General features: G+C 36.5%; 14 protein-coding genes. 10 read left to right on the top strand and 4 right to left on the bottom strand.

What is annotated here, in order from left to right; genetic code table 11:
* The first annotated feature begins 171 nt into the window (after nt 1-171).
* The 6 genes from EHQ62_RS00985 to EHQ62_RS00960 all read left to right on the top strand — a co-directional run bounded on the left by EHQ62_RS00985 (nt 172) and on the right by EHQ62_RS00960 (nt 16,457).
* The gene (locus EHQ62_RS00985) at nt 172-1,701 is read left to right on the top strand and encodes a hypothetical protein (protein ID WP_135640406.1); all 1,530 of its coding nucleotides are present in this window, start codon (nt 172-174) and stop codon (nt 1,699-1,701) included.
* 256 nt (nt 1,702-1,957) lie between these two features.
* Nucleotides 1,958-4,207, top strand: a complete 2,250-nt coding sequence (locus EHQ62_RS00980; protein ID WP_244241575.1) for a fatty acid desaturase — start codon at nt 1,958-1,960, stop codon at nt 4,205-4,207.
* An 8-nt stretch (nt 4,208-4,215) separates the two neighbouring features.
* The gene (locus EHQ62_RS00975; RefSeq protein WP_135640404.1) at nt 4,216-7,269 is read left to right on the top strand and encodes an Ig-like domain-containing domain; all 3,054 of its coding nucleotides are present in this window, start codon (nt 4,216-4,218) and stop codon (nt 7,267-7,269) included.
* Nucleotides 7,266-11,504, top strand: a complete 4,239-nt coding sequence (locus EHQ62_RS00970; RefSeq protein WP_135640403.1) for a hypothetical protein — start codon at nt 7,266-7,268, stop codon at nt 11,502-11,504. The genes EHQ62_RS00975 and EHQ62_RS00970 overlap by 4 nt, the downstream gene beginning before the upstream one ends.
* A 4-nt stretch (nt 11,505-11,508) precedes the next feature.
* Nucleotides 11,509-15,141 (top strand): hypothetical protein, encoded by a 3,633-nt coding sequence (locus tag EHQ62_RS00965; RefSeq protein WP_135640402.1) that lies wholly within the window; start codon nt 11,509-11,511, stop codon nt 15,139-15,141.
* The gene (locus EHQ62_RS00960; RefSeq protein ID WP_135640401.1) at nt 15,141-16,457 is read left to right on the top strand and encodes an OmpP1/FadL family transporter; all 1,317 of its coding nucleotides are present in this window, start codon (nt 15,141-15,143) and stop codon (nt 16,455-16,457) included. The genes EHQ62_RS00965 and EHQ62_RS00960 overlap by 1 nt, the downstream gene beginning before the upstream one ends.
* 1 nt (nt 16,458) lies before the next feature.
* Here EHQ62_RS00960 and EHQ62_RS00955 read toward each other — a convergent pair whose 3' ends face one another.
* Nucleotides 16,459-17,670, bottom strand: a complete 1,212-nt coding sequence (locus EHQ62_RS00955) for a DUF445 domain-containing protein (protein ID WP_135640400.1) — start codon at nt 17,668-17,670, stop codon at nt 16,459-16,461.
* 39 nt (nt 17,671-17,709) lie between these two features.
* A complete protein-coding gene (locus EHQ62_RS00950) occupies nt 17,710-18,291 on the bottom strand; it encodes a TetR/AcrR family transcriptional regulator (RefSeq protein ID WP_135640399.1) in 582 nt (193 codons plus the stop codon).
* Between the two features lie 204 nt (nt 18,292-18,495).
* On the opposite strand from EHQ62_RS00950, the gene EHQ62_RS00945 reads away from it, so the two are divergent.
* The 3 genes from EHQ62_RS00945 (at nt 18,496) to EHQ62_RS00935 (ending at nt 22,108) form a co-directional block, all read left to right on the top strand.
* Nucleotides 18,496-19,698, top strand: coding sequence for a helix-turn-helix transcriptional regulator (locus tag EHQ62_RS00945; protein WP_135640398.1), 1,203 nt, complete (start codon nt 18,496-18,498; stop codon nt 19,696-19,698).
* Between the two features lie 47 nt (nt 19,699-19,745).
* The gene (locus tag EHQ62_RS00940; protein ID WP_244241574.1) at nt 19,746-20,477 is read left to right on the top strand and encodes a hypothetical protein; all 732 of its coding nucleotides are present in this window, start codon (nt 19,746-19,748) and stop codon (nt 20,475-20,477) included.
* A gap of 143 nt (nt 20,478-20,620) precedes the next feature.
* Nucleotides 20,621-22,108 (top strand): NADP-dependent isocitrate dehydrogenase, encoded by a 1,488-nt coding sequence (locus tag EHQ62_RS00935; RefSeq protein ID WP_135640396.1) that lies wholly within the window; start codon nt 20,621-20,623, stop codon nt 22,106-22,108.
* A gap of 66 nt (nt 22,109-22,174) precedes the next feature.
* Here EHQ62_RS00935 and EHQ62_RS00930 read toward each other — a convergent pair whose 3' ends face one another.
* Both EHQ62_RS00930 and EHQ62_RS00925 read right to left on the bottom strand, forming a co-directional pair.
* Nucleotides 22,175-22,774: a GyrI-like domain-containing protein gene (locus tag EHQ62_RS00930; RefSeq protein ID WP_135640395.1), complete on the bottom strand. Its 600-nt coding sequence runs from the start codon at nt 22,772-22,774 to the stop codon at nt 22,175-22,177.
* 63 nt (nt 22,775-22,837) lie between these two features.
* On the bottom strand, nt 22,838-23,506 hold the full coding sequence (locus EHQ62_RS00925; protein WP_135640394.1) for an SH3 domain-containing protein: 669 nt from the start codon (nt 23,504-23,506) through the stop codon (nt 22,838-22,840).
* A gap of 139 nt (nt 23,507-23,645) precedes the next feature.
* On the opposite strand from EHQ62_RS00925, the gene EHQ62_RS00920 reads away from it, so the two are divergent.
* Nucleotides 23,646-24,485 carry an FAD-binding domain-containing protein gene (locus EHQ62_RS00920; RefSeq protein WP_208720593.1) on the top strand — a complete coding sequence of 280 codons (840 nt, stop codon included), beginning with the start codon at nt 23,646-23,648 and terminating at the stop codon, nt 24,483-24,485.
* The last annotated feature ends 177 nt before the right edge of the window (nt 24,486-24,662 follow it).

Here is a 24,662-nt window from a genome sequence, read left to right as displayed (position 1 = left end):
AATTTCTCCGCAAAGACATCATACCTTTGCTAAGAATTCGTTAGAAGCTTTCAAAAAACCTCTTTTTGGAAATAAATATTTCACTCGACTCCACCCCCAGTTTAGGGGGTTTTTGAAAGAATTTTTAGAAACTGCTTTTCTAAAATCATGGGTGGGATACAATTTTGGTCCATGAAACGAAGTCCTTTCCTTTGCCTCTTCTTAACAATCTCTTTGGCTTCACTCTCTGAGACAATTCCCAAATCGAATCTATCGGATCCTTCTGAATTGTTAGCTGAAAAAGGGTTTGAGTCACAAGAAAAAACCATCCAAGTATTAGGTGCATCAAAAACCATTCGAGTGGTATACAAACCGGAAGGAAATAAAAGACAATTTGCAAAATTGGTTTTAGAAACTGCAGCGACTTACATAACGAAGGTGGCCGAGTATCTGAACGTGGTACCAAACGCTAACGTTTTTACTATCAAAGACATCACTGACGGCACAACGGCAAGGAATGAAGGATCTGTCATTTACCTTCCGTTTGCTTACCCTGATCCAAATCTTCCCATCCAAGCCCCTCTGCTCTATCATGAAATAGGACATTTGTGGTTTGGCCAAGACCCAAGATGGATATCGGAAGGGGTGAGTAGTTTTTTACCCATCGCCATGACAAAAAGTGGGAATTTAGATTTAGATCCTTTAGAAATACATAAAATCAAGTCATGGTGGGGATTTTTTAATCCATTGCCTACAAACGATTCACCGTTAGGTGACAAGTCGAAGGGAATTGAGAACATCCAATCCAATTTTCCATTGTATTATGAAAAAACTTTTAAAATCCAATACTTACTGTTTTTAGAATTAGGGAACGAAAGGTATCGAAACTTTTTATTATCTCTTATGGATCCAAACCATGAGACGTGGCACGATTACTTCATTGCCCCTTCTCAATTGGTTTTAGAAAAGCGCTCGAAAGGAGTTTTGGATTTATTAAAACTACAAAAAGATCTCAATTGGGACAAGTATCTATCAGGGTGGGTTTTACAATCTGGTTACCATTCTGAATCAAAATCAATCCTCATAGATAGTGATGGCGACTCACTCGTAGATTTGGAAGAATTCAAATTAGGTACGAATCCAAAAGAATGGGATAGCGACAAAGATGGATTAGGTGATTTCGCAGAAGTGGTATTAGGAACGAACCCTATCGAACCAAACGATCGTGATGGGTTCCAAAACAAAATTCGTAACCATGGAATCATCTTTGATGGCATCAAGGATGATTGGGAATTCCTAGATCCAAAAACCATAACGGTGCAAAATCAAAAGAACCAAAACCCATTCCATATAGAATTTCGATATTTCCTGAAAGACAAAATCTTATATGGGATGTTGGCCGCAACAAAACCATTCAGAGAACTTTTCCCGAAAGGAAAAGATCTCTATTTCTTTTTTGCCGACCTTTCCAAACAAAAAGAACGAATTGGATTTGGATTCAAAATGAATCCAAATGATGCCTTTGGTTGGGAATTTGAAAGGGCAAAGGGAAAAAAAAGGTATGTTTTGGGAAAATCAGGGCATGTGTTCGAATTCCAAATCGATACCAGTGAACACCCTGATCCACAACTAGCACTGATCCCCCTCATCAACCCTCAAACGGGTCCCTCTTTATGGCACTGGGACTACGGGGATCCCATTCTCGTCCCATTAGAGCGGTAAGAGGGACCGGTGGCGGGTAGGTTGCCCGTAAGCCTATCATAACCCCTCCCATCCTACCATACCGGACTTCCTGGGACTCGCCTACCAAGTCATCCCTTGGGTGGGTGGCAATTTTTCTCTAAAAAAACACAAATTTAATGTTTGACTTATTTTTGACTTACTCTATTTATAACGAACGTGCGATATAAATTGTCTGCGGGGAACAAACCAAGTTTCCTACAAACGAGACATCGCAATGGAAAGAAAGGAGTTGGATATGTTCCTAACAGATCGAACAAGCACTGGTAAAACGAAAGTGTCGGTGAAACGAGACACGGAGAAAATGACAAACCAAGTCATCATCAATGGCACATCCATCCAAGTGCGCCCAGAAGAAAACATTCTCAGCGCTGCCTTACGACAAGGCATCGATTTCCCTCATAGCTGCCGAGTGGGAGGATGTGCCACATGCAAATGCCAACTCGTGGAAGGCAAGGTCAAAGAACTGACTGAAACTGGGTATCTACTTTCCGATGAAGAATTAGACAATGGATTCATTTTAGCATGCCAAAGTATTCCGCAAACAGACGTTAGCATCAGAGTTGAAAATAAAGAAACCATTTACGGGAAAGTTTTCCAACAAAAAATTTTAACTGACGAAATCTGTGAAATTTCCATCCAACTCGATACAAAACTAAATTTCAACGCTGGCCAATATGTATCACTTTCTATTGAAGGATTGGATGCCGAAAGGAATTATTCTATCGCAAATGCCCCTAATGAGAAAGGAATTGTTCGTTTTATCATTCGAAAAGTTCCCAATGGAAAATTATCCAATTATATTTTTAACGAACCATTGGTTGGCAAAAAAGCAAAAGTCAAAGGTGCCTTTGGAAATTTTTATCTAAGAGAAAACAAAAATCCAATCCTCATGGTAGCAGGTGGCAGTGGGCTTGCTCCTATCCTTGCGATTTTAGAACAAGGGATATTAAATGGAATCAAACGACCACTCACTTTACTTTTTGGAGCACGCAAAAAAGAAGATTTATACAAAATTAATGAAATCCAAAAAATTGAAAAAATTTGGAAAGGAAAGTTTACCTTTGTTCCCATATTATCTGAAGAACCAAAAAACAGCTCTTGGAAAGGAGAAAGAGGGCTTGTCACTTCGAAAATAAAAGATCACCTAACAAAAGATACAGAAGCATATTTGTGTGGCCCTCCTCCAATGGTGGATATCGCAACAAAAGAACTCCTCCAATCTGGAATCGAAAAACAATCGATATTTGCTGATCGGTTCACAACCATCGACCATAGTCTCAGTTTACAAATTGATGATAAAAAAACGAGATACAAAGCTAGTTTCTTCGATTACCTCAAATTCTTTTTATTCCATGCGGTGGGCCTCACATCTGTTGTGAGTTTGCTAATGGGTGGAACATACACCACTATTGGATTTTTTTCCTTACTCTTCTTTTACATTGTTGGGGATGCCATCTCTGGAGATGATAAAAGTACACCTAGTTATTCCAAACCAGAAATTTTAACCTTACAATTATGGATGGCATTACCAATTCTTAGTTTAATCTTTTTCTGTTCTACCTGGACAGTAAGCCCAACTGATACATTAGGTTTTGGATCTTGGCTCACAGATTTATTCGGTTATGACTTCAACTTAGCAAAAGCAAACACCCCAACTCTCGTACATTTTTATGCAGTGATTTTAACGGGCCTTATGATTGGGCTTGTTGGAACAATCACTGCCCATGAGTTGACTCACAGAACTTGGGATCCAATTTCCATGTTCATTGGTCGATGGTTACTTGCTTTCAGTTTTGATACAATTTTTTCCATAGAACATGTATACGGCCATCATCGTTATGTTTCTACAACAGAAGACCCTGCCACTGCACCAAGAGGAAGGAATGTGTATTACCATATCCTTGCCTCTACAATCAAAGGAAATCTGAGCGCCTGGAAAATTGAAACCAAACGATTAAAGAGAAAGAATTTATCAATTCTCTCATACCATAATGCCTTCCTTCGTGGCCATTTAATGAGCCTTAGCTTAGTAGGCCTAGCATATTGGATTGGTGGTATGCCTGGAATGTTCTTCTTCATCGCTGCTGGATTGTTTGGAAAAACATTACTCGAAATCGTAAATTATATGGAACATTATGGGATGGTTCGGTTACCAGAAGAACCAGTCCAGCCAAGGCATTCCTGGAACACAAACAAACGAATTAGTTCTTGGACTATGTTTAACTTAACAAGGCATTCACACCACCATGCACAAGGTGAAGTCGCTTACCAAGACCTCAGACCTTATCCCAATGCACCGATGATGATCAGTGGGTATTTGACAACCATAGTGGTCGCTCTTATTCCTCCACTTTGGCATTATCTTATGATTCCAAAAGTGATGGAATGGGATAAAAAATTTGCAAGCCCAGAAGAATTGGAATTAGCAAAAATTGCCAATGAAAAAAGTGGAATCGCAAGATTAATTGCATCTAACAAGGAATAGCTGAACTTATGGGCTGGCAGAATTGGATTCGATTGGGGGTAGTGATTGGAATTACGATCCTCCAACTCAATTGCAAAAATGAGAAACCTAGTTCTGCAAGCTCTGAATCGGTTACCGTTTTATCTTCGGGAACAAAACTTGATGGTATTGGTCAAACCCCAATTGACCCACCTAACAGCGTTCCCAATTTACCAATACCCTCAGGTTTCGGGAGTGCAAGGCCCGAAGTACGATTTTTGTTTTTACCGAATAGTGTCGATCGATACAAACCACTTGAGCTTCAATTTTCCGAAGCGATGGATCCCACCTCAGTCGCGAGTGCTCTCACCATTCGCAATCTGACAACGGGATCTATTGTCTCAAATTTTACCTTACGATGGACAAGCCCCGTCAACTTATCCATTCGGATGGGGGAAGAACTGGGTTCAAACCAAAATTACGAAATAGAATTGAACCAGATTGCGAAATCAGCAAATCAAAATATTTCCTTATTACCTTTCCAAGAATCCTTTCATACAAATAAAAACATACAGTTGGCTAGGAGTTTGGTAGTGAATGGATCCATTACCTACCCTGTCTCCACAGATAAAGGAATTGTGATAGACAAAAACCAAACAACGAATTTGCGACTCGACTTAGAAATCAATTACCCTGAGGAAACAAAAGAAGTTATTTTATGTAAACTTGGACAAACTCAGTCGGCAGATCCTCTTTCTGTAATTTGTTCATCTATCGTAGCCGTAGGAGTTAGGATATGCAATCAAAACTGCCTAACACATATGAGTTACGACCTATTACATTCAACAGTAATTCCACCTAACATCGGAACAAATCTATATTTTATCAGATTGGAATCGATTTCCGGAAGTTTTAATTATTTTAGTGTAAATTTTTTATACGGAGAACTAACAAGTAACACAAACTCAAAATTATCGAATGTAGCAAACCTGTTAGTTGGCCAAAACCAAGGGATCAATGCTATTTCAGAACTAATCACAAATTATGCTAAAGGTAATTTTACCTTATATGACTCAATTTCCCAAACGGACAAATCATTAAACCAATTCATCCAAAAGAAATCGAATGTTTTTCCGGGTGGCAATTGCCTTCCTTGGCCAATTACAAAATTAGCCAATGCACCTACTCCCTATCATATAGATTACCTTTCGACAATAGGTCCATTTTGTGGGATTGAGGTGGAAGGAAGCATTTTTGAAAGTGCTACATATCCAAATGTAGATTATAAAGCGAAAGCCGATATCTATATCACAAGTTTGGTTGTGGATGAAACTAGTTTTCCTTCTGGAGATACAAATCTCAATTTTCAATTTGATATTCAAAATGGAATTTTTGATACCAATGTCTTTGGAAAAAAGTTAAGAGGAAAATTTGCCATCGTCATCAAAGTCGAAGAAATTGAATTTTTTGATTACCTTTTGGCCAATACTTTAGTTTATTATGGAGAATCAATCCAGGGAACTGATGGAGATGAGGTGGCTTTTGCATTCAACGAAGATCCACCTGTTGAAATTTCTCGCAGAGCATTTGTTAGATCTAATTTACAAGTAAATTCCCTTGGTAAAATCACTCTACAAGTAAATCCAAACAACTTCCCCACAAATTTCCAACCCAATACCGATTGTTTGGATTTGCCAAACATCGTTGCACCGAATACAATTTTACCTTGTAACCCATTTGTGACAGATTGGGCAAATCATATCCAAGTGAATCAAGTGACAGGTTCAGGTGCCGTTGCCGCCATAGTCGCCGATGTGATCAACCAAGAGATCCCTCGTTTAAAAAATAAAATTGTACAAAATGTACTTAAGGATGTTACCGAGCGAGTTACGCCCGAGATTTTAAATAATTTACTTGGCCAACTCGATAGCGGAATATTGATAAACCTTCCCGATTATTTACCAAATCCTTTAAATAAAGTCACATTAAAACTCAATGCGAATTTAAAAACAGATACCTCAACTAAATACCAATCACCCAATTTTGGAATCGAAGGTAGTTTGGACGTTTCATTACTCACTTGCGTAAAAGACAATGCAAATCGTTGTCCTTGGAACATTGGTTATACTCGATCAACCTTCCCAATCCAACCATATGGCACAAATTCTTTTATCCAAACAAAATCAAACTTACCGTTACCTTCCAATTTACAAAACGCAAACGAATATCCAGGTGTTTTATTAAAAATCCACAACGATCTTCTTAACCAAGCATTGTACCATTTATGGTGGAATGGAGGTTTTAATTTTGAAGTAAATCAAACATTTATCGAAAACATCAACCAATTTGCAGGCACTTCTTCCTTATTACGGCTTACTACTTCTTTATTAAAAGCAGATCCCATTGTTACAATTTTTGCACCAGGGCAAAACAATCTAAAAACAAGTAATGGGGCCATTTATCCAAATGATGATATTGTTTTAAGCCTTAATCCAATCCAACCGATTTATATCGGATTTAGCCCCTTAACAGGTACACCCGATTTAGAAACGCCAAAACTCCAAATCAACTTCGCTGATTTGGAAATTACAATCAAAGGAAAAAAGACAGACCCTACTCGTACGAGTTGCCCTTCCATTGATTGTAAAGATGGAAGTCTTTATACCATTTCGAAAGTTCGTTTGAGTTTAACTTCAAAATCAACTTTAAGTTTTGGAACGTATAGTTTACCAAATTGCACAGGAACTTGTACATTTTCCAATTCTGTTTTAGCTTCCATTGGAAATCCAAGTTTAAAACTAATCACAAGTAAAGAAATAGGTGACTTATACTATTTGATCGAACCTCTTGAAGGGCCAATTCACAATCCACTTGCCCTTCGTCCTTCAGGGATAAAAGAGATAGTCAATCCGTTAGTCAAATCACTGATCATCCCTCTCATCAATAACATCACACGCGATATACCACTTCCAAAATTACGTGCTTGTGGCTTAGATTTATATGATTTAGAAACATTGCCAATACCAGGGAATACGAATGAATCTTTCTTAATTCTGCATACAAAAGTTCAAAATATACTTTTTACAGGAAGTTGTCGGTTATGAAAAAAATCATTTTTGTTTGTATTCTATTCGTCATTTCTTGTGTTGGTGGACAAAAGGAAAAAAATTCATTCCAAAACTTATTGGAATCATTTTTTACAAACAATAACTCTCAAAATTCCAATGTTGGGCAATCAACCGACTTTAACAACATCACACCACCAAATGCTAGTGATGTTGTCATTGGTTCAAATAACGGTCAAGTCCCCAATTTACCGCCAAACTTAGACTTAAGTTTTATTTCGGCCCCTGGTGGCAACCAAACTTTGATTAGAACATTGAAATTAGAAATTGATGGGAATGATTATTCGAATGCTTCAATTTTTCATTTTGCTGAGAAACAGATTGGAACTTCTGAAAAAAAATTAGTTAGGTTAAAAAATGTAGGCAATGATTCGGTCACGATTGTCTCCACAGAAATTACTTCCCAAACTAACCAATTTCAATTTATCAATTTGGGTATCTATAACGGCACACAAAATATAATCCTTTCACCCAATCAATTTGTTGAGTTTGAAATTGAATTCCAACCCACAAATTCAGGGAGCAAATCAGGGAGTTTACGCATCGTTTCAGATGATCCCAACCAACCAGAAAAACTTTTGGAACTTCGAGGGATCGGTTCTACGAACGCCAGTGCGATCGTGATGAAACCCTATTCGGTAGTTTCCAGGTCAGATTCCATAATCATTGAATTTTCGCATTCGGTGGACCAGGATTCTATTTGCCAAAACCTTCAAAATGCATATGGGTTTCCTGGAATCAATCCTTATGGAGGAAGTTTACTTAAGATAACTAAAAATCCGAATGATGAAAACCAAGCGATTGTTGGTAATTGTTATTGGAATTCACATAGACAGTTAGTATTGGATCCATTAGATGTTTTAGAACCTAATACCCGCTATTATATCATATTGCCAGACGCTAGGTTATATGGTTCTAACAATACAATCCAATGTGTTAGGAGGATCGATGAAGGAAATTGTATAGGACAAAAATTAGTTACAGAATTCATCACAGAGCCTGCATTTTATTTTCAAATATCATTACAGAACGGTTATTCGATACACCCAACACCTAACTTCAAATCTGCTATCATAAACAAAGTATTTACCCCAGAAGTTACGATCCAAACGACAATATCGGAATTTTTGGAAGCAGATGAAATAAAAATCAAAAAATTAAACAATCCACCAACGACATCGTTTATCCCTTGGCAAACCAATATAAATTTATCTACCATTTCTGATCTAAACCTCAGGCCATCCGATGGAGCCAATACATACTACTTAGAAATCAAAAAAGGTGCAAAACTATATTATCGGGTCTTTGGGTTTCACTACGGGACTACTTCACCAAATCCTAATGAACCAAATCCTTCCACTGCAAGAGTCAATATGGGGACAGGAAACCAAGGAATCAATGTTTTAGGTAGGTTGTTAGAACGGTTATTCAAATCCAATGGCAGTTTCACAACACTCTCTGACAACTTTCGCATTGGAGGAAAAATATTCAGTGATCCTATCCAAGAATTTTTAGGTACCACGGAAAACAATTGTGCAAGGGTAAAACCTAATAGTTTGTCTGGAATCAAAGAAGGACACATTCTGCGTGGTGTTTCCTTGGCACCTAATACGTTTGTCAAATCCATCGTTACCAATGGATCGATTCCATCAGGAGATGGATGTCCCAACACAAGTACATTCACAACAGCTCCCTTACTCATCCTCAGTCGAGCAGCCAATGATGGCTTTGGTGAAACCAATTCCAATCTAAAAATAACAGCGGGGCCTGACATCGGTAAGGTTGTAAACCTAACGAGTGGATCAAACCAAATCAGTTTTGATAATTCAAATGATTTGTATCCTGGAGTTTTTATCAACCACCCAAGTTTGCAAGCAGGGACTACTCTTTTAAACCAAGTGAGTGGAAATGTCTGGACAGTTTCCAACTCAAGTTCTGCTTCAGTGATGGCAACCACTGTAAACATTGGTAGGACCTTTATGCAAAATCCGAAACGAACTGGAACTGTTTTAACAGGGGTGGATGCTCTTGGCCAAACTTGTTTATCAAATCCAAATGATTACGGAACAAACAAAGAGTTAAATCATTTATTATCCATTGGTCCATTTTGTAGGATCAATTGGTCTTGGGGTGGGTTTTTAGCCAATGGAAAATCAGATGTTTATGTGACAAACATGACAATTGAAAATACAACAAACACTATACCGAATGATAACTTACTAGTCCAACTCATTCCTGCTGCTGGTGCCACACAAAATGGTCAAGTGAATATCAACCTGAATGGAAAAAGATTAAAAGGCACCTTACGATTGTTTATGCATTCAGGTGGTGGGCTTGCGGGTGGGCTTGCAAACGGTGCGGTCTACGATGTAGATTTTTTAATGAGTCCAAGTGGAGGTTGTAATGCAGGCGCTGAATTTTTAAATTATGATCCCAATATCAATTTTCATTTAGCCCAAGCTTTTGCCAGTTTCACCATACCAGGTACCAATGGTGCCATTGACCTTACTATTTTAAACCAACCAGGTTGGGTTAACAATCCGAATGCGACGGAGTTTAAAGTGGCAGCTTGGAATTCTGCTATTTGTGCATATAATGTTCGGACCATCAAACCAGGAACATTTGATAGCATCATCCAAGCTGTATTAGAATCAGTGATACCTGGAATTCAATGGAGGGTTGTCCAAGGTGTGATCCGTGACACCATCCAGTCAGTTACCCCCAATATCCTAAATGCATTGTTTTACCAAATGCGAAAAGACACCAATGCAAATGGTATCGACATCAACCTACCAAATTATTTACCCACACCATTCAACAAAACACTAATCAATATTGGTGTGAATCTCAAACAAGAAAATACAAATCGCATTCATGCAGATGGAATTGACTTAACAGCTGCTACCTCTGTCAGTGTATGCCAAAAATCAGATCCAAATTCAACAGTTTGTTTGAATCGAAATGATTTAAGTGATAAACCAAGTTTACCACACCAAGGTTTTGGATTTGAAAATAGTTTTTTAATGTATAGTAACGGAACTCCACCTAGATCCCAACTAACCCGTTCTTCCGTAAATGGCAACCAAGGTACGGGAAAAATAAATGATCCAGATGGTTCAGGTGTTCTTGTCGGAGTTCACTCTGATACGATCAACCAAACCTTATATCATTTTTGGTGGAATGGGATACTGAATTTAAAACTAAACCAAAGTTTTGCTGATCAAATCAAAACGTTTCGTGGAGACGGTGATCGTTTATTCCAAATCTTCCAAATTTTACTAAAAGCAGATTCCATTTTAAAAGTTTTGGCACCTGGTCGAAATTCAATTCAATTCAAAAACTCACAAGGGCAAATCAAAACCATCCAAAAGACTGACGATATCTTTTTCAAAGTGGAACCTCTACTACCACCAAATGTACGTTTTTCGAACACGAATCAATCGGTTACAGTTAATAACGGAAAATCTCCTTTGATGGATTTTGAGTGGACTGACCTTATTTTCAGAATTTATGGCAAACAAGGAAATGATGAATACCTTTTAACAACATTAAAAGTAGGTATATCTACTAAACTCTTGTTTGGTGCCGGCAAATTCACTTCTGCCGTTGGTTGCCCAGGACTAAACCCTTCTCACTGCAATGGATCAGAAAATGATTATTACCAAGTATCTGCAGTTCAATTCAATTTATGTGATGATAATAACGATATTGATATTCCGAATGCCAATTTAGCAATTGGATTCAAAAAAATCGACTGTGATGCAGTGCGAAACGGATTTAATGATGGAAATCCAAATAATGATTTGGATTTATTTTATAGTTTAGAAGTTATAGACACTTACAATGACAATCCAAGTGGATTGAATCCAGATGGAATCAAAGAAGTATTCCAACCAACCATCCAAAAATTAATCATACCAGTGATCAATTATGTTTTGGAATACGTTCCTTTGGAGAAAAAAAATGCATCTCTCGCAAAGGACAATCTTTACGGATCACCAAACTATTCATATACGACTGGCACAAAAGAAGATCCAAATGCAAGTGGAAATAAAATTGCAGCCAACTGCGGAATTCGGATCAACGATCTTGTTACATTACCTTATCCAACCCAATATTCAACTCTGAGTGGTACAACTGCAGAATCAAATCCTTACCTTCTCATCAACCTAAAATTATCGAATTATACCTTTTGGGGAAATTGTAATCTATAATCCTATGAAAGCTAAAATTATAATATTACTCATTTGCTTTCAATACCTTCCATCTTGCAAATCAGAGGATCTCAATTACCAAGATAAAAATCTTTTTTGGGATGGAATATTCAATCAAACTGGGATCCAACTGTTTACTTTATTTGATGGGTTCCCGGCCTTAAAAAGTGGACTCACCAAACTAGAAGCAGTCGAATTTAACATTCGATTAAACTCTTCCCTAGAACCAATTCGGGGGAATTTATCCAATATTCTATTGCATTTAGGATACCTTTTCAATGATGAAAGTAACGCCATCAAACAATCATTACGCTTTATTTCCGATGAGCTCCAATTTCTTAGAGAAAACAAACCAAATTTATTCATATCAGTTTCAACAAGTTTAGATAAAATCAGAAAATCTCAATTTGATTTATTACCAAATCTTATACCAATTTCCAATCAAACATTTAAAGAATTATTACGAAGCAAATCAGAATCTGCGATCGTTCTTTCCATCCAAAGGATCAATGAAAATCTAAAAGATGCAGACCTAATTTCGTTTATTAAAAAAATCGAAAGGATCTTTGGAAAACTAATCATCCAAAATGAACAAACTCGAGCTGGCATAACAAATATTCTATCAGGGATATTACAATACAAAAGTCCTGAATTTTATTCCTCCTTATCTGAAATGATTGGGGGAATAGGTGAAGGTTTTTCTTACCAAACGGGCATTGGATCTGGGTTCAAACGAAGTGGTACAAGCTTAAAAGAATTATTGATTAATTTAGAGGATTATTATACACCACAAGGGACAAAATTCAATACGATTTACTCCAACCCTAACCACTCAAGCCAAATTCATTTTTTTTTGAAAGACTTCATCATTAATCTTCGCCAAATCATTGTTCCTCCAACAAACTTGATTAAAAACCAGAATGATTCATACATTTCAAACATTGCGGAGTCTTACCACAAACTTAGGTTCACATCTTCATTAAAAAAAGCAAATGATTCCTTCTACCAAATGTTAAGTGCTGATTTGTTTAGTAGAAATCGCACCTTGGATGTTTATGGAGAATCAATTTCTTTATTGGAACATTTATTATTTACAATTGGTGTGACAAATGATTTTGGATACTACTGGTCAAATGATCCTTTTGAACCACAAATTGAATCTTCATCTGGTGGTGTCATTACATTAGGTGATTCCCTTTTTAGCTTATCATCAAAATTGAAATCAGTTGGAATTGTAGTTCGTAATGCAAATGCCAACAGTGCCACACAAGTTCTCAGTTTGCCAAATTCAGATTTGGCCATCCAAAACGGGGATTCTGTTTTCGGAATTGGAATCCCAAACGGAACAATCGTCACTGCAGCCAATACCACATCTGTTCAATTATCAAATCAAACAACCTATACACTCAACAACTCACCTGTTACATTCAAACGGAGTACTTCAATTTCTAACCTTGGAATCTCGGCAGCGATTTGGAACTCGGCGATCTCTGGACGAGTGAAAAAAAATGGAGTGGTTGAAAACGTAAACCTGAATACTGCTGTTCTATCACGCATAGAAAACGATGTCATATTGAGCAATGCAAATGATCCTATTTATTCAAAGACCTTACCTTGGATCCTTGCAAGTTTCAGTTCGGTGTTGTATTCGGGCCAAGGACCATATTATAACCAAAACAGAAAAAATGATTTAGGTCAAATTGAAACTGTCGATGGACGTGTTTACAAGGACTCCTTTGGTAATGATTTGATTTATCAAAAAGAATGGAACACTTCAAAATATAAAATCGGCGTACGCAATTCCGAAAATGGTGAAGTCCGAGGGGTTGGGCTTGGTGGCATTGAATACCCAGAATTCGATTCTAGTAATGGAAGTGACTATCACATAACAGAAATTAATATACCAGAAAACGAGAGAGCCGTTGGATCGGACGAAGAAGCATTTTACAAAAACTTTTATTGGTTAATGTACCAAAAACGATATGTGATCGTTGTGCCAGTTGCTTTGGAAGCTTTAGGTGATACTATCCAAGATGCAGTTTATATTGTCATCATTGCAAATGGTTTAAAAGGTCTCATAGATGTGAAACCATACTGCAACGAATCGCAATGCAGTGAGTTTGATTCAGGAAGGTGGTTACATGCAAATACATTCATTAAAAATGATATCAAATCCCAAGGAAACTTACAAAACTTTTCCAATTTAGCAGGTGATTCTTGTTTTTTGGTTGAGGTATGGGGTTATGGGATCAGCGCAAATGCCAGCAGTAATTTAGGTTTTGTGGATGATACAACTTTCCAACAAGTGTATCGACTTTTGTTTTCTAAATTCAATTCTCCTTCGGAATTTTATGGACCAATTCCTCCAGTCATATCAGCAGGATTTCCTAGTGTCGAACGGCTTGGCTTTTTAGCCGAAGGTAATATTCGAGAAATATCATTTGGTTCCCTTTGGGAAAAACGAAATCACCTTTTGCCAATTATTTCTTCAATTGCCCACGCATCTGTTTTAACTTCAGATCCATCACAAAATAAAAATTCATTTACATTGTTAACAAATTTTATCCAAGTATTGAACCGGCCATTTTTATTTGAAAGTTTAGATCCAACTGCGGCAAGTGATACAGAGGACACAGCATCACCTAACAGAAATGTTATGACCAGGCAGTATCGGATTCGAGGGAATTCTGGTGCTTTTGGAATTCGCTCCCCCAATATGCCAAACCTGGCATTGTATTACCCAAATACACAACTTCGATCCCATTTATCTTTTCTCATAGAAAACCAAAGGAAATGGAATGATGGTATCCTGAATGCAATGAGTAAAGGCCGTCTCCTTTCATCTTTACTAGAAACAATTTATCAATTTGGGGATCCTAATCATAAGGAGAGTCGTTCCTTAGCCATCATAGGTTTACAACAGTTATTTTACGAATGGAAATTGGATGTAGAAAGTCCTGAGTCCAATCAATTTTCCATCAATCAGTTTTCCAATGGAATCGAGGACTACATTAGTAGTTTGGTGATTGAGCGAGGGAAAAATCCGAATCACTCTGCTTATTCATTCATTGATGATATAGAATCTTTTTTTTCTACCTTACTCAATGCAAAGTCACCATACTCTTATAGCAATCAATTCAAAACTGTTTTTTTAACATTATCAGATGCGAATTTAACTTCAGGAGAGATTTATGGAATCTTAGAATGGTTAGGTCAAATTTTTATCTTAGAAAATGGAAACCCACGGTATCGAGTTAGTTTGTTCCTTTCAGAAACTTTACCCAATCTACTCGAAGAAGTTTCAGGAAAATCAATTCCTGTGTTACAAATTTTGGAGTCTTTAACGGGTGAGTCTTCGTTTTTTGAGTATTTTTACAAACGAACCATTAGCGAATATTCCTTTTCTGAAATTTGGTTGGACTTGGAAAAATTTTGTAAAAGTTCTATGATCCAAATTCCTTCAAAAGATAAAAACGATTTATTTTACAACGTAAGCCAAACCTTCCAACTCTTCTCCCAAATCCTAAGTTCTGAGGCCAAACCAATGCAAACAGATTATTGGTTTTTGGACCAAGCCAATCGTAATAACGAACTCAGTTTGTTTGATCATTTCAATTTTGTATTTTCTAAAAAATAATGAAAACTATCTATTGTATCATACTTTTATTTAGCGTGCGTTATGTGCATGCCGGCTCCTATGGTGATGTTTATGGCGGGTATCCCAAACAAGCGGGTATGGCAGGGGCTGTTTCTTCTTTTGTTAACCATTCGTCGGCACCACTTTACAATATTGCAGGACTCGCAAGAAAAAATGAACAAGAAGTCATTCGCGAAAATTCAACCGCGAATCCAAAAGAAGAACGACTTAATTTTCATGAAGTAAGCTTTTCTTATCATCATGTTGATCCAAAAATCAGCACAAATTTACAAAGAAGGGAAAGTCTTTCGAATACAAAAGACCACCATCTCACATTTGGACTGACCTTTAGTTTAAATGAAATTTACAACATGGAAAATAAACTTCGTTTTGGGCTGCATATCGTAAGCCCAGCCACTGGTAATATTGTAACCATCAACGATCAAAATCCCAATGTCCCGAGACCCATCCAATCGGGTGCTGCCAATGAAAGGCCAAGTATTATGGGAGGACTTGCTTATGAGTTATGGAAAGATCATCTCTATTTTGGTATTGGCTTTAATGCATTTGTGAGAGGTGGTGGGTCTGTATTATTAAAAAACGTTCCCATCGCAAAAGAGGAATCCACTCCTGACCAACAAGTCATATTACAAATCAAACCAATCATCAATCCTATCTATGGATTACAATTCCATTGGAACCAGTTTGACTTTGGATTATCATTTAGAAGCGAAAGTTTTTTATCAATAGACCCTGTGACAACGAGGGCTCAAACAACATTACTCGGCATCCAATTGGATTTAGATTTGGCCTTACTTGATTTATACCAACCAAAAGTATATACATCTGGAATCTCTTACCTCTTAAAAGATCGATACCGTTTCGCTTTTGATGTGAATCTAGAAAAATGGAGTGAATATAAATTATCCAGAACAAAGTCCACATACAACCAAAACCCAGAAGTAAAAGACACCACCAATTTAAGGTTAGGATTTGAATACCTCTTTAGGCCAGATACAAGTTTTCGCTTGGGTTATGCAAGAAGACCTAGTGCGATTGGGGATTCTAGTGGTAGGGCCAACCTACTTGATTTTGATCGAAACATTTATACGTTTGGAATGAGTTATGTAATAACCGATCAATCTTCTTCTTATCTCACTGGGCTTAAAAAAGCAGTTGTTTTAGATTTTGTACTGGACTACCAGTCGTGGAGTTCGAGAGAAATTGTTAAACGTGAGCCTTCATCGGAAAATCCAAACTTCAGTTACGGAGGGAAAGCCCTCCACATTGGATTTGGAATCACTACTTTTTTATAATTTAAACTGATACCAAAACCAATTGCAAAAAACCAACAAAAGCTCCTAATGCGGCTCCTATTAAAATCAAAAGTAATTCATCTTCCTGGAATGCTGAACGTAAGATAGATTCAAATTCTTTCGCAGACATAACTTTCATTTTATTTGTGATGATTGTATCTAAGGCCATACATGAATGTAGATAATCATCTAACCCTTTCGCATGGAGAATGGTGGCTTCAGTAATTGTTTTAGAAATATCAAGTTTCGATGTTTCATAGGTAGCCCACTTACCGGAGACTGCAATGAGAGGTTTTGTAAACGTTGTGATCTTATCAATTTGAATGAATATCTCTTTTTGTATGTCAGCGAGTAAAATCTCTGCAGCCTTTCCGAACAACAACTCTTCTAAAATATTTTTGGAACTTAGAATTTGTTCTGAAACAATTTTTGCAAATGCGAGTGAAACAGCATCTTTACGTTTTAAAAATAAACCTTGGTATTCAAAAATTCCAAAATATTTTTTTGGTTCAATTGGACGAAAGATCATTTGAATTGCTAAAAAATTTGTTACGTACCCAACTAAAATTCCCTGGAGTGGCAATGTCCATGCAATCGGAAAATAAAACCAAACAATTAGTTGGAACAAACCTAAAAGGAATCCAAAATAAAGCCCTGATCGCTCGATGAATTTGAATTCCGGTCCTCCAACACGTTGGAACATTTCGACAATCGTTTTTGTATTTTCACCAGTCATTTTTTCAAATACAAGATGTTTAATATTCAATTTTGAATGGATGTCTTCTTGTATTTCACGAGTGATTTTTTTTATGATCACTCCACTTTCTTTTTTGATTTTTCCTATGATCTCCGTTTGCAAATTTTTTGGAATTTTATTCCAAAACTCTGGATCGATGGAATTTGCAAAATCGATTGTAGCTTTTTGAATCGTTGGTTCCAGTGCATTCGATAATTTTTTTTCAACTATTGTATCATCTATTTTTTTTGCAATTTCCTTCACATCCAACAATTTTTCAGTAATCACCTCAACAAAGTTATGTGCAATTTTATTCGCTTTTCTTGGAATGATTCCTTGCCAACCAAAATAAGGAGGATAACCGAAAAATCGAATTGGATAAAAAGTCATTTTTAACGCCAACCAATTTGTAAACCATCCAATCAGTGCGTAAGTAAAAGGAATGGTTGCAATCAGGATCAAATCAGATGGAAACATATAGGTGATGAGTTTATCAATAAAATGTAATTACGATATTTAAGAGATTGAGGAATCCGAATTTTTACCTTTATCGGAGAAAAGATCTCCCAGGTATTTTAATCCTTCGAATAACTCAATCCAGGAAGTATCTTCATCACCTTTGGATTTCAAAAACAATACACCAACAAAGAATGATAAAAATGCCTTACCTCCTTTGCCATCGGTTTCTTTTGGAAAAAATCTATTTAAGGCAGATTCATATGCTGAAAACGATTCATCTACTAATTGGATCAATTCCTGTGAATCTGAAAGTTGTCGTTTCACATCCACTGCAAGTAACATCAAATTTAAAAAATGCCCTTCTTTTCCAGCAACAAAATTCATTATGTCGATGATACTTGAACTTTCTTCCGAAAGCTTGTGAATTGCTTCAGCATCCGAAGAAACGAGGTATTTGACCATAGAAGTGAATAAGGCTTCTTTTGTTGGGAAGTAATGGTATAATGTTCCCGTGGAGACACCTAATTCTTTCGAAAGTTCTCGCATAGAAACGGAAGCCACACCTTTTGAAACAAAAATAGGAAGTGATTTCGATAATAACTCAACTCGATACTGTTGATGATCCACAATCTTAGGCATAAAAACCACCAAGTCAAAAATGATGTTTAAAATTCGAATGTTATTTTTCTTTTCATGACAAACTAAAATCGAAAACTAACAACTAGGTTATTTTCATAATTGGGCATGGAACTTCAAGCGAGAATCTTTTTTAAGGCTATTGGCTAGGATTTCCTTTAGGCTACATAATCAAAAACCAAAATTATGTTTTAGGAGAAAATTAGGATGATCGGTGAATTACAAATCCCAATATTATTATGTATAGCAGCCCTAGTTTCTAATCTTTCTGTATTCATTTCATCAGTAAGATTCAAATATCCTATCTTCATATCTTTAAAGTGGATATCCATTGCTTTGCTGTTTGGAAACTTATTCCTAATCGGAGTCTTCAAATCTCAAACCGAAAAGGAAGCATATTTAGCATTTCATCTGTTTCGATGTGTGATCTTTTTTATACCTTATCTATTTCTAAAAATGAGCCATACACTTTCTGGTAGAAGCCAATCCACACTTCTCATGAAGATATCTCTTGCCATCACTTTCATATACCTTCTTCTCATCAATATTGATTATTTTTTAGGACAATCCTTTCTCATTTTAGGTTGGAATCAATACGACTGGGGATTCTGGCCAATATTACATCTCAGAGCAAAAATTCTAATTGGCTTTGGCTTCTTCTTATCATTTTTCATTTCCCTTTATTTATTAGTAAGCCCTAAAGAGGAAGTTGAAAACGATTTTACGGTTTTCTCATATTTACTCCTTGTTTGGTGGATTGGCTTTGCTTTTAATTTCTTAGCATTGTATGGAGTTCCTATTTTTCCTTTTGGCATGGTGATTGATACAATCATCAGTGCATTCTTTTCTCTTTTATTAACAAAGAACTGGTCTCAACATAAGATCCATTATATTACTGAATTTTTATCCCTCTTTGGTACCACCATTTTAGGTTTTATCTTGCTACAATGGACTTTAAATTCCAATCCATCTGTCCAGTATTTGATTTCATTTATCATTGGAATGGCGTTTCTTTATTTTTTATTTCAATTGATTCAAAAATTCAATGCAAAAGCAAATGCTTTTCATAATCAAAATCATGATGGTTTGATAGGAGGGAATGCATTCCAAGAAAAATCGAATGTCTCTCAAATCACTGCAAAAATGAATTCATACCAACTGACAAAAAAAGAAATTGAAATCGTAGAAATGATGATCAGAGGTTTCTCTAAAAAACAAATTCGTTTTTATTTAGATATTTCCGATGGAACATTCAGGAACCATCTCAGTAATTTATATTCCAAAACTATTGATAGAGAATCACCAAACACAACTGGAGATAAATTCCAAAGATTTCTCTATTTTTTATCAAAAACAATCTCAAAATCTTATATTCATGACAATTGTCATGGGGATTCATACAAACCATGACAAGTCGCAGATTCCAAAAAATTTAAGAGTACGATAGACTGATGTCTATGAACACAACAATCATCTACATCCCCTGGTTTAACCAATTGATCACAATTGTTTCTTCCTGTCTCCTTTACCTATTCATCAGTTGGATAGGATTCAAAAATAGCAAAAAACAATTCCCGAATCAGATAAATGAAATCAAAAAGATTTGGTTTAAAATCTCACTCTACTTTGGATTTTGTTTGTATCTTTCCTATTTAGGTTTTTTGGAAACATTTAAATTTCCGCCGAGAATGCCTCTGCTTAGTTTCTCTATTACACTCGTAAGCCTTTATCTGATTATATGTTCTCCTCTTTATGATTTAATCAAATATTTTGGAAAAGAAAACCTGGTATTATTCCAAGTTTGGCGATTCATACCAGAATCAATCATCTACACCAACGTATTTACAGGAATTCAACCCTCTATTATGACATTTACAGGAAACAATTTTGATATCATTGTTCCTATCACAGCCCCTATCATTTACCTGTTATTCAGATTCAAGTTCATCAATACGAATTGGATATTAATTTGGAATGTAGTTTCTTTATTAGGATTATTGCATACATTGAGTGTAGGAGTTTTATCTGCACCTTACCCATTCCAATTCTATGATGTTCATCCATCGAATGCAATCGTTGGATATTTTCCAATGACTCTTATCCCTTTATTTTTTGTTCCATTGGCTATCATCTGTCATGTCCTTGGAATTTTACTCTCGATCAAAAACAAAATAAGAGAAAGTAACTAAAAAATTACATCCAAGATTTCCATTTGTTTGCAGCAACAATGGAAATCGGGGGGAAATAAAAAAAAATTATACCCAAAATGGTTTCACTGGGTCTAATATACGAACTAAAATTCGCGTATTATTTTACATACCAGGAGACGAAAATGCCAACAAAAACATTAGAAAATCCAAACCAATCGAATACGGACGAGAAAGATAAAGTCGTTGTCACACTTATCGAAGGAGATGGAATTGGGCCAGAGATCATTGGTCAAACCATTCGTATTTTAGATTATGCCAAGTCAGGCATTCAATTTGAAAAAATCGAAGCTGGTTCTTCCGTTTATTTATCCGGAATACTCTCTGGGATTGGTGAAAATGCTTGGGATACCATCCGTCAATATCCTACCATTCTCAAAGGTCCAATCACAACACCAAGAGGTAAAGGTTACAAAAGTTTAAACGTTACCATTCGAAAAACTTTAGGATTGTATGCAAATGTTAGGCCGGCAAAAACATATGATCCTTTCATTAAAACAAATCATTATGGTACGGACATTGTCATCATACGTGAAAACGAAGAAGACACATATGCTGGGATTGAACACCGCCAAACAAGAGAAGTCACTCAATGTTTAAAATTGATTACGGTGCCAGGGACTGAAAAAATTGTTCGTTATGCTTTTGAATTTGCTAGGTCCAATGGAAGAAAGAAGATCACTTGTATGGTGAAAGACAATATCATGAAAATTACTGATGGCATGTTTGCTAATATTTTTTTGACCATTGCAAAAGAATACCCAGAGATTGAAGCGGAAAGTATGATCATTGATATTGGCGCAGCTTTACTTGCAAATCGACCTCAAAAATTTGATGTAATCCTTGCTCCCAATCTTTATGGTGATATTCTTTCCGATATAGCCGCAGAGGTAACAGGTTCTGTAGGGATGTGTGGATCAGCTAACATTGGGGATATGGTCTCAATGTTTGAAGCAGTTCATGGAAGTGCTCCTGATATCGCTGGGAAAAACATTGCCAATCCAACTGCAGTGATCAAAGCAACCGTGATGATGTTAACCCACTTAGGAAAACCGGGAAAAGCAAAATTGATTCGGAATGCCGTATTAAAAACTTTAGAAGACGGATACCGGACAGCAGATATCTATCAAAATGAGAAAAACACAATTCTAGTTGGAACCAAAGAATATGCGGATGCCATCATTGATCGACTCGGAAAAGATCCAAATGTTTTAACTGCAAGTGAACTCGTGAAACCTAAGTCATTTCAATTAAGTTTATCCAATCAAAAGGAAAAAAAGGAACTTGTTGGTGTGGATGTATTTTTAGATATTCCTAACAATCGAAACCCAGATGTTTTAGGTAAAAACATAGAATCAATTGCAGAACAATTTTTACATTTAAAAATGATCACTAACCGTGGAGTAAAAGTTTATCCCAAAGGTCAAAAGGAAACATTTTTAACAGACCATTTCCGATGCCGGTTTGTATCTCCAACTGGTGGAAAAATCCAACACAAAGACATTACAGCAGTGCTTACAATTTTAGAAGCAAAGGGTTATGACTTTATCAAAACAGAAAATTTATATGAGTTTGATGGAGTTCCAGGTTATTCTTTGGGCCAAGGAGAGTGAAAGAACGTATTTCATCAACAATCCACTGTTCGAATCCAAAATCGGACAGTGGAATATTTTCATTCCCTACTTGGTTTGGAAAAGTCCTTCCAATGGAGCGAATGCCTCACGACTGACTTCGATTGGCATAAAAAAATCAATGTGATCAACAAAATTTGAAGATCCGCCATACACTTCGATTGCAACAGATGTTTTGGCAGATTTATCGGAAAGGAATTCCTGAAACTTTGGATACACCTTTGTTGGCGCAAGGAAATAAGAAACAATATTCTTAAACGGAAAGGTTGCTGTGATACACTTCACAGCAGGGATCTGGAATGTATTCAATTTTGTTTTGATCGATTTGACTTGGGCATCGGAGAGTCCATCCATACGGCATCCCAAAACAGATCTCAAATTTTCTTCTGGGGTCTCTGGTCCATCCAAGTAAATAGCAAGACTATTACATTCTGTAAGGCCTATCGATTCCCATTCTTTTTGGAATTTATCCCAACTTTCATTTAAATTTTTGTAAGCGCCTTTGTGAGTGTAGATAAAAATTTCGACTGGTCCGAAGTTTGTTTCTTTCACTTCAACTTCACGGAATCCACCCATATAGGCGTAAAAGGATAACCCAATCGCACCAACGATCACAACGATTAAAATAATTTTTTTGATCAGTTTCATATTGTCCTCAATACAGATTTGATTTCCTTTCAAAATGATGGCAATGGAAATTTATTTACGTCCTTATAAATCTTTTCTGAGGATGGTCACACCATTTTCATCCTGATAAATACGAATCATTAACTCTTGTTTATTTTTGGAGGGAGCAGTGAAAGCATTGGATCCATCCAATGTAAAAGTATCACCCGTAAATTCTCGACAAAGTTTTCCAAGCAAATACATCTCTTCCATCGAAATCTCAGGAAAATACAAATCAAATGTATCTCCTCCTTCTGTCATATACAAGATTGATTGTTTGTAACGATACGCAGACTTACCTTCGTAATCTCCCATCGAAATTGTTTCGAGTTTGCTCGGTCCATACGATTTTGTTAGGTAATCCTTCAAACCTTTACATTGTTTCGGAGGAGAAGGCAGTCGACTCAGGAAACCATCAAATACATAACCTTTCGATGTTTGAAAACTCACTTCGATCCAGTACCCTTTGATTCCATCAATTGTTTCTGGTTTCGTTTCTTTTTTTGAAAGTACTTTTACCTGACCACCCAATGGAATTTGTGTTAGTTTTTTGCCTTTGGCGGATGGTTTGTCCCGCAGATTCAGTCCTTTCTCAGCCATAACCGTTAAGGTTTCGCCATTATCATAATAGGAGATTGCACCCAAAGGTCCAAAACAAAGGAACATCGGAATCAAAATTAATAACTTAACACATATTTGTTGTAACTGCTTCATCTGATCAGAACCCAATCATGGAAATGACTTTTGATTCTAAAGAAAATCCTTCCAATTGTCAATAAATTAAGGAGGGATCACTTGGATTTTCCGTCTAACGATTGGAACTAACCAATTCACTTAGGCATTCGTAAATCCATTGAAAGTCACCTTCCCAACAGACCTAAAATCCATCGAAAGAAGAATACAAACTGTAAATCCGATCCTGTATGCTAGCTCCCGCAATTACATCGATGGGGCAGTTTCCTTGCTCTCACCATACATTGCACGTGGTTTCATTTCCACAAAACAGATATTTGATTATGTTTCCAACTTAGGTTTCAAACCATACCAAATCACAAAATTTGTCCAAGAGCTTACCTGGAGGGATTATTTTCAGGAAGTTTGGAGGAATAAAGGAGATCTTTTATTCCAAGATTTGAAACATCCCCAACCGAATGTGAAACACACTAAAATCCCAAAGGCAATACTAAAAAGTTCTCTCGGGACGGGTATCAGTGGGATCGACAGGGAATTGTTGGATTTTTATGAAAATGGGTATTTGCACAACCACGTCCGCATGTACATCGCATCTTTAGTTTGTAATCTTTCCGGTGCCTATTGGAAACTACCTTCTCAGTGGATGTATTATCATTTGTTAGATGCAGACTTAGCAAGTAATACATGCAGTTGGCAATGGGTTTCTGGTTCCTTTAGCTCTAAAAAATACTTTGCCAACCAGGAAAACATCAATAAATATCTCAAAACGAACGATCAAAATACATTTTTAGATCTTAGTTATGAGGAGCTGATGAACCTAAAAGAAATTCCAAAAGAATTTTTGGAACTTTCTGATTTTGACCTATCTAACGCATTTAACTCCACAAAACAATGGTTTTATGACAAAAAAGTGCAGTTTGAAAACAATAAAATCACTACCATATTTGCGGATTCTTATGAAAGATTGGAATTAGATCCAAATCTACCAATTTGCATTTGACCCATAATTTGATAGGAATTACCAAGGAACGGATGTTACAGTTTGAAAAAAATGCAACAAAATCCATTCCAACCGAAATGGATTGATGTTTTGATTTCCATCCATTTGAAAAATTTAAGAAGGTGGATCAAATAAGGTGGGTTGGTTGGGTATGTTCCTTCGCTCCCAAAATTTTTC

This window comes from Leptospira jelokensis, from assembly GCF_004769635.1.
Classification (GTDB): Bacteria; Spirochaetota; Leptospiria; order Leptospirales; family Leptospiraceae; genus Leptospira_A; species Leptospira_A jelokensis.
The sequence above is the reverse complement of the archived record's forward strand: the minus strand, read 5'-3'. Positions and strand labels throughout refer to the sequence as shown.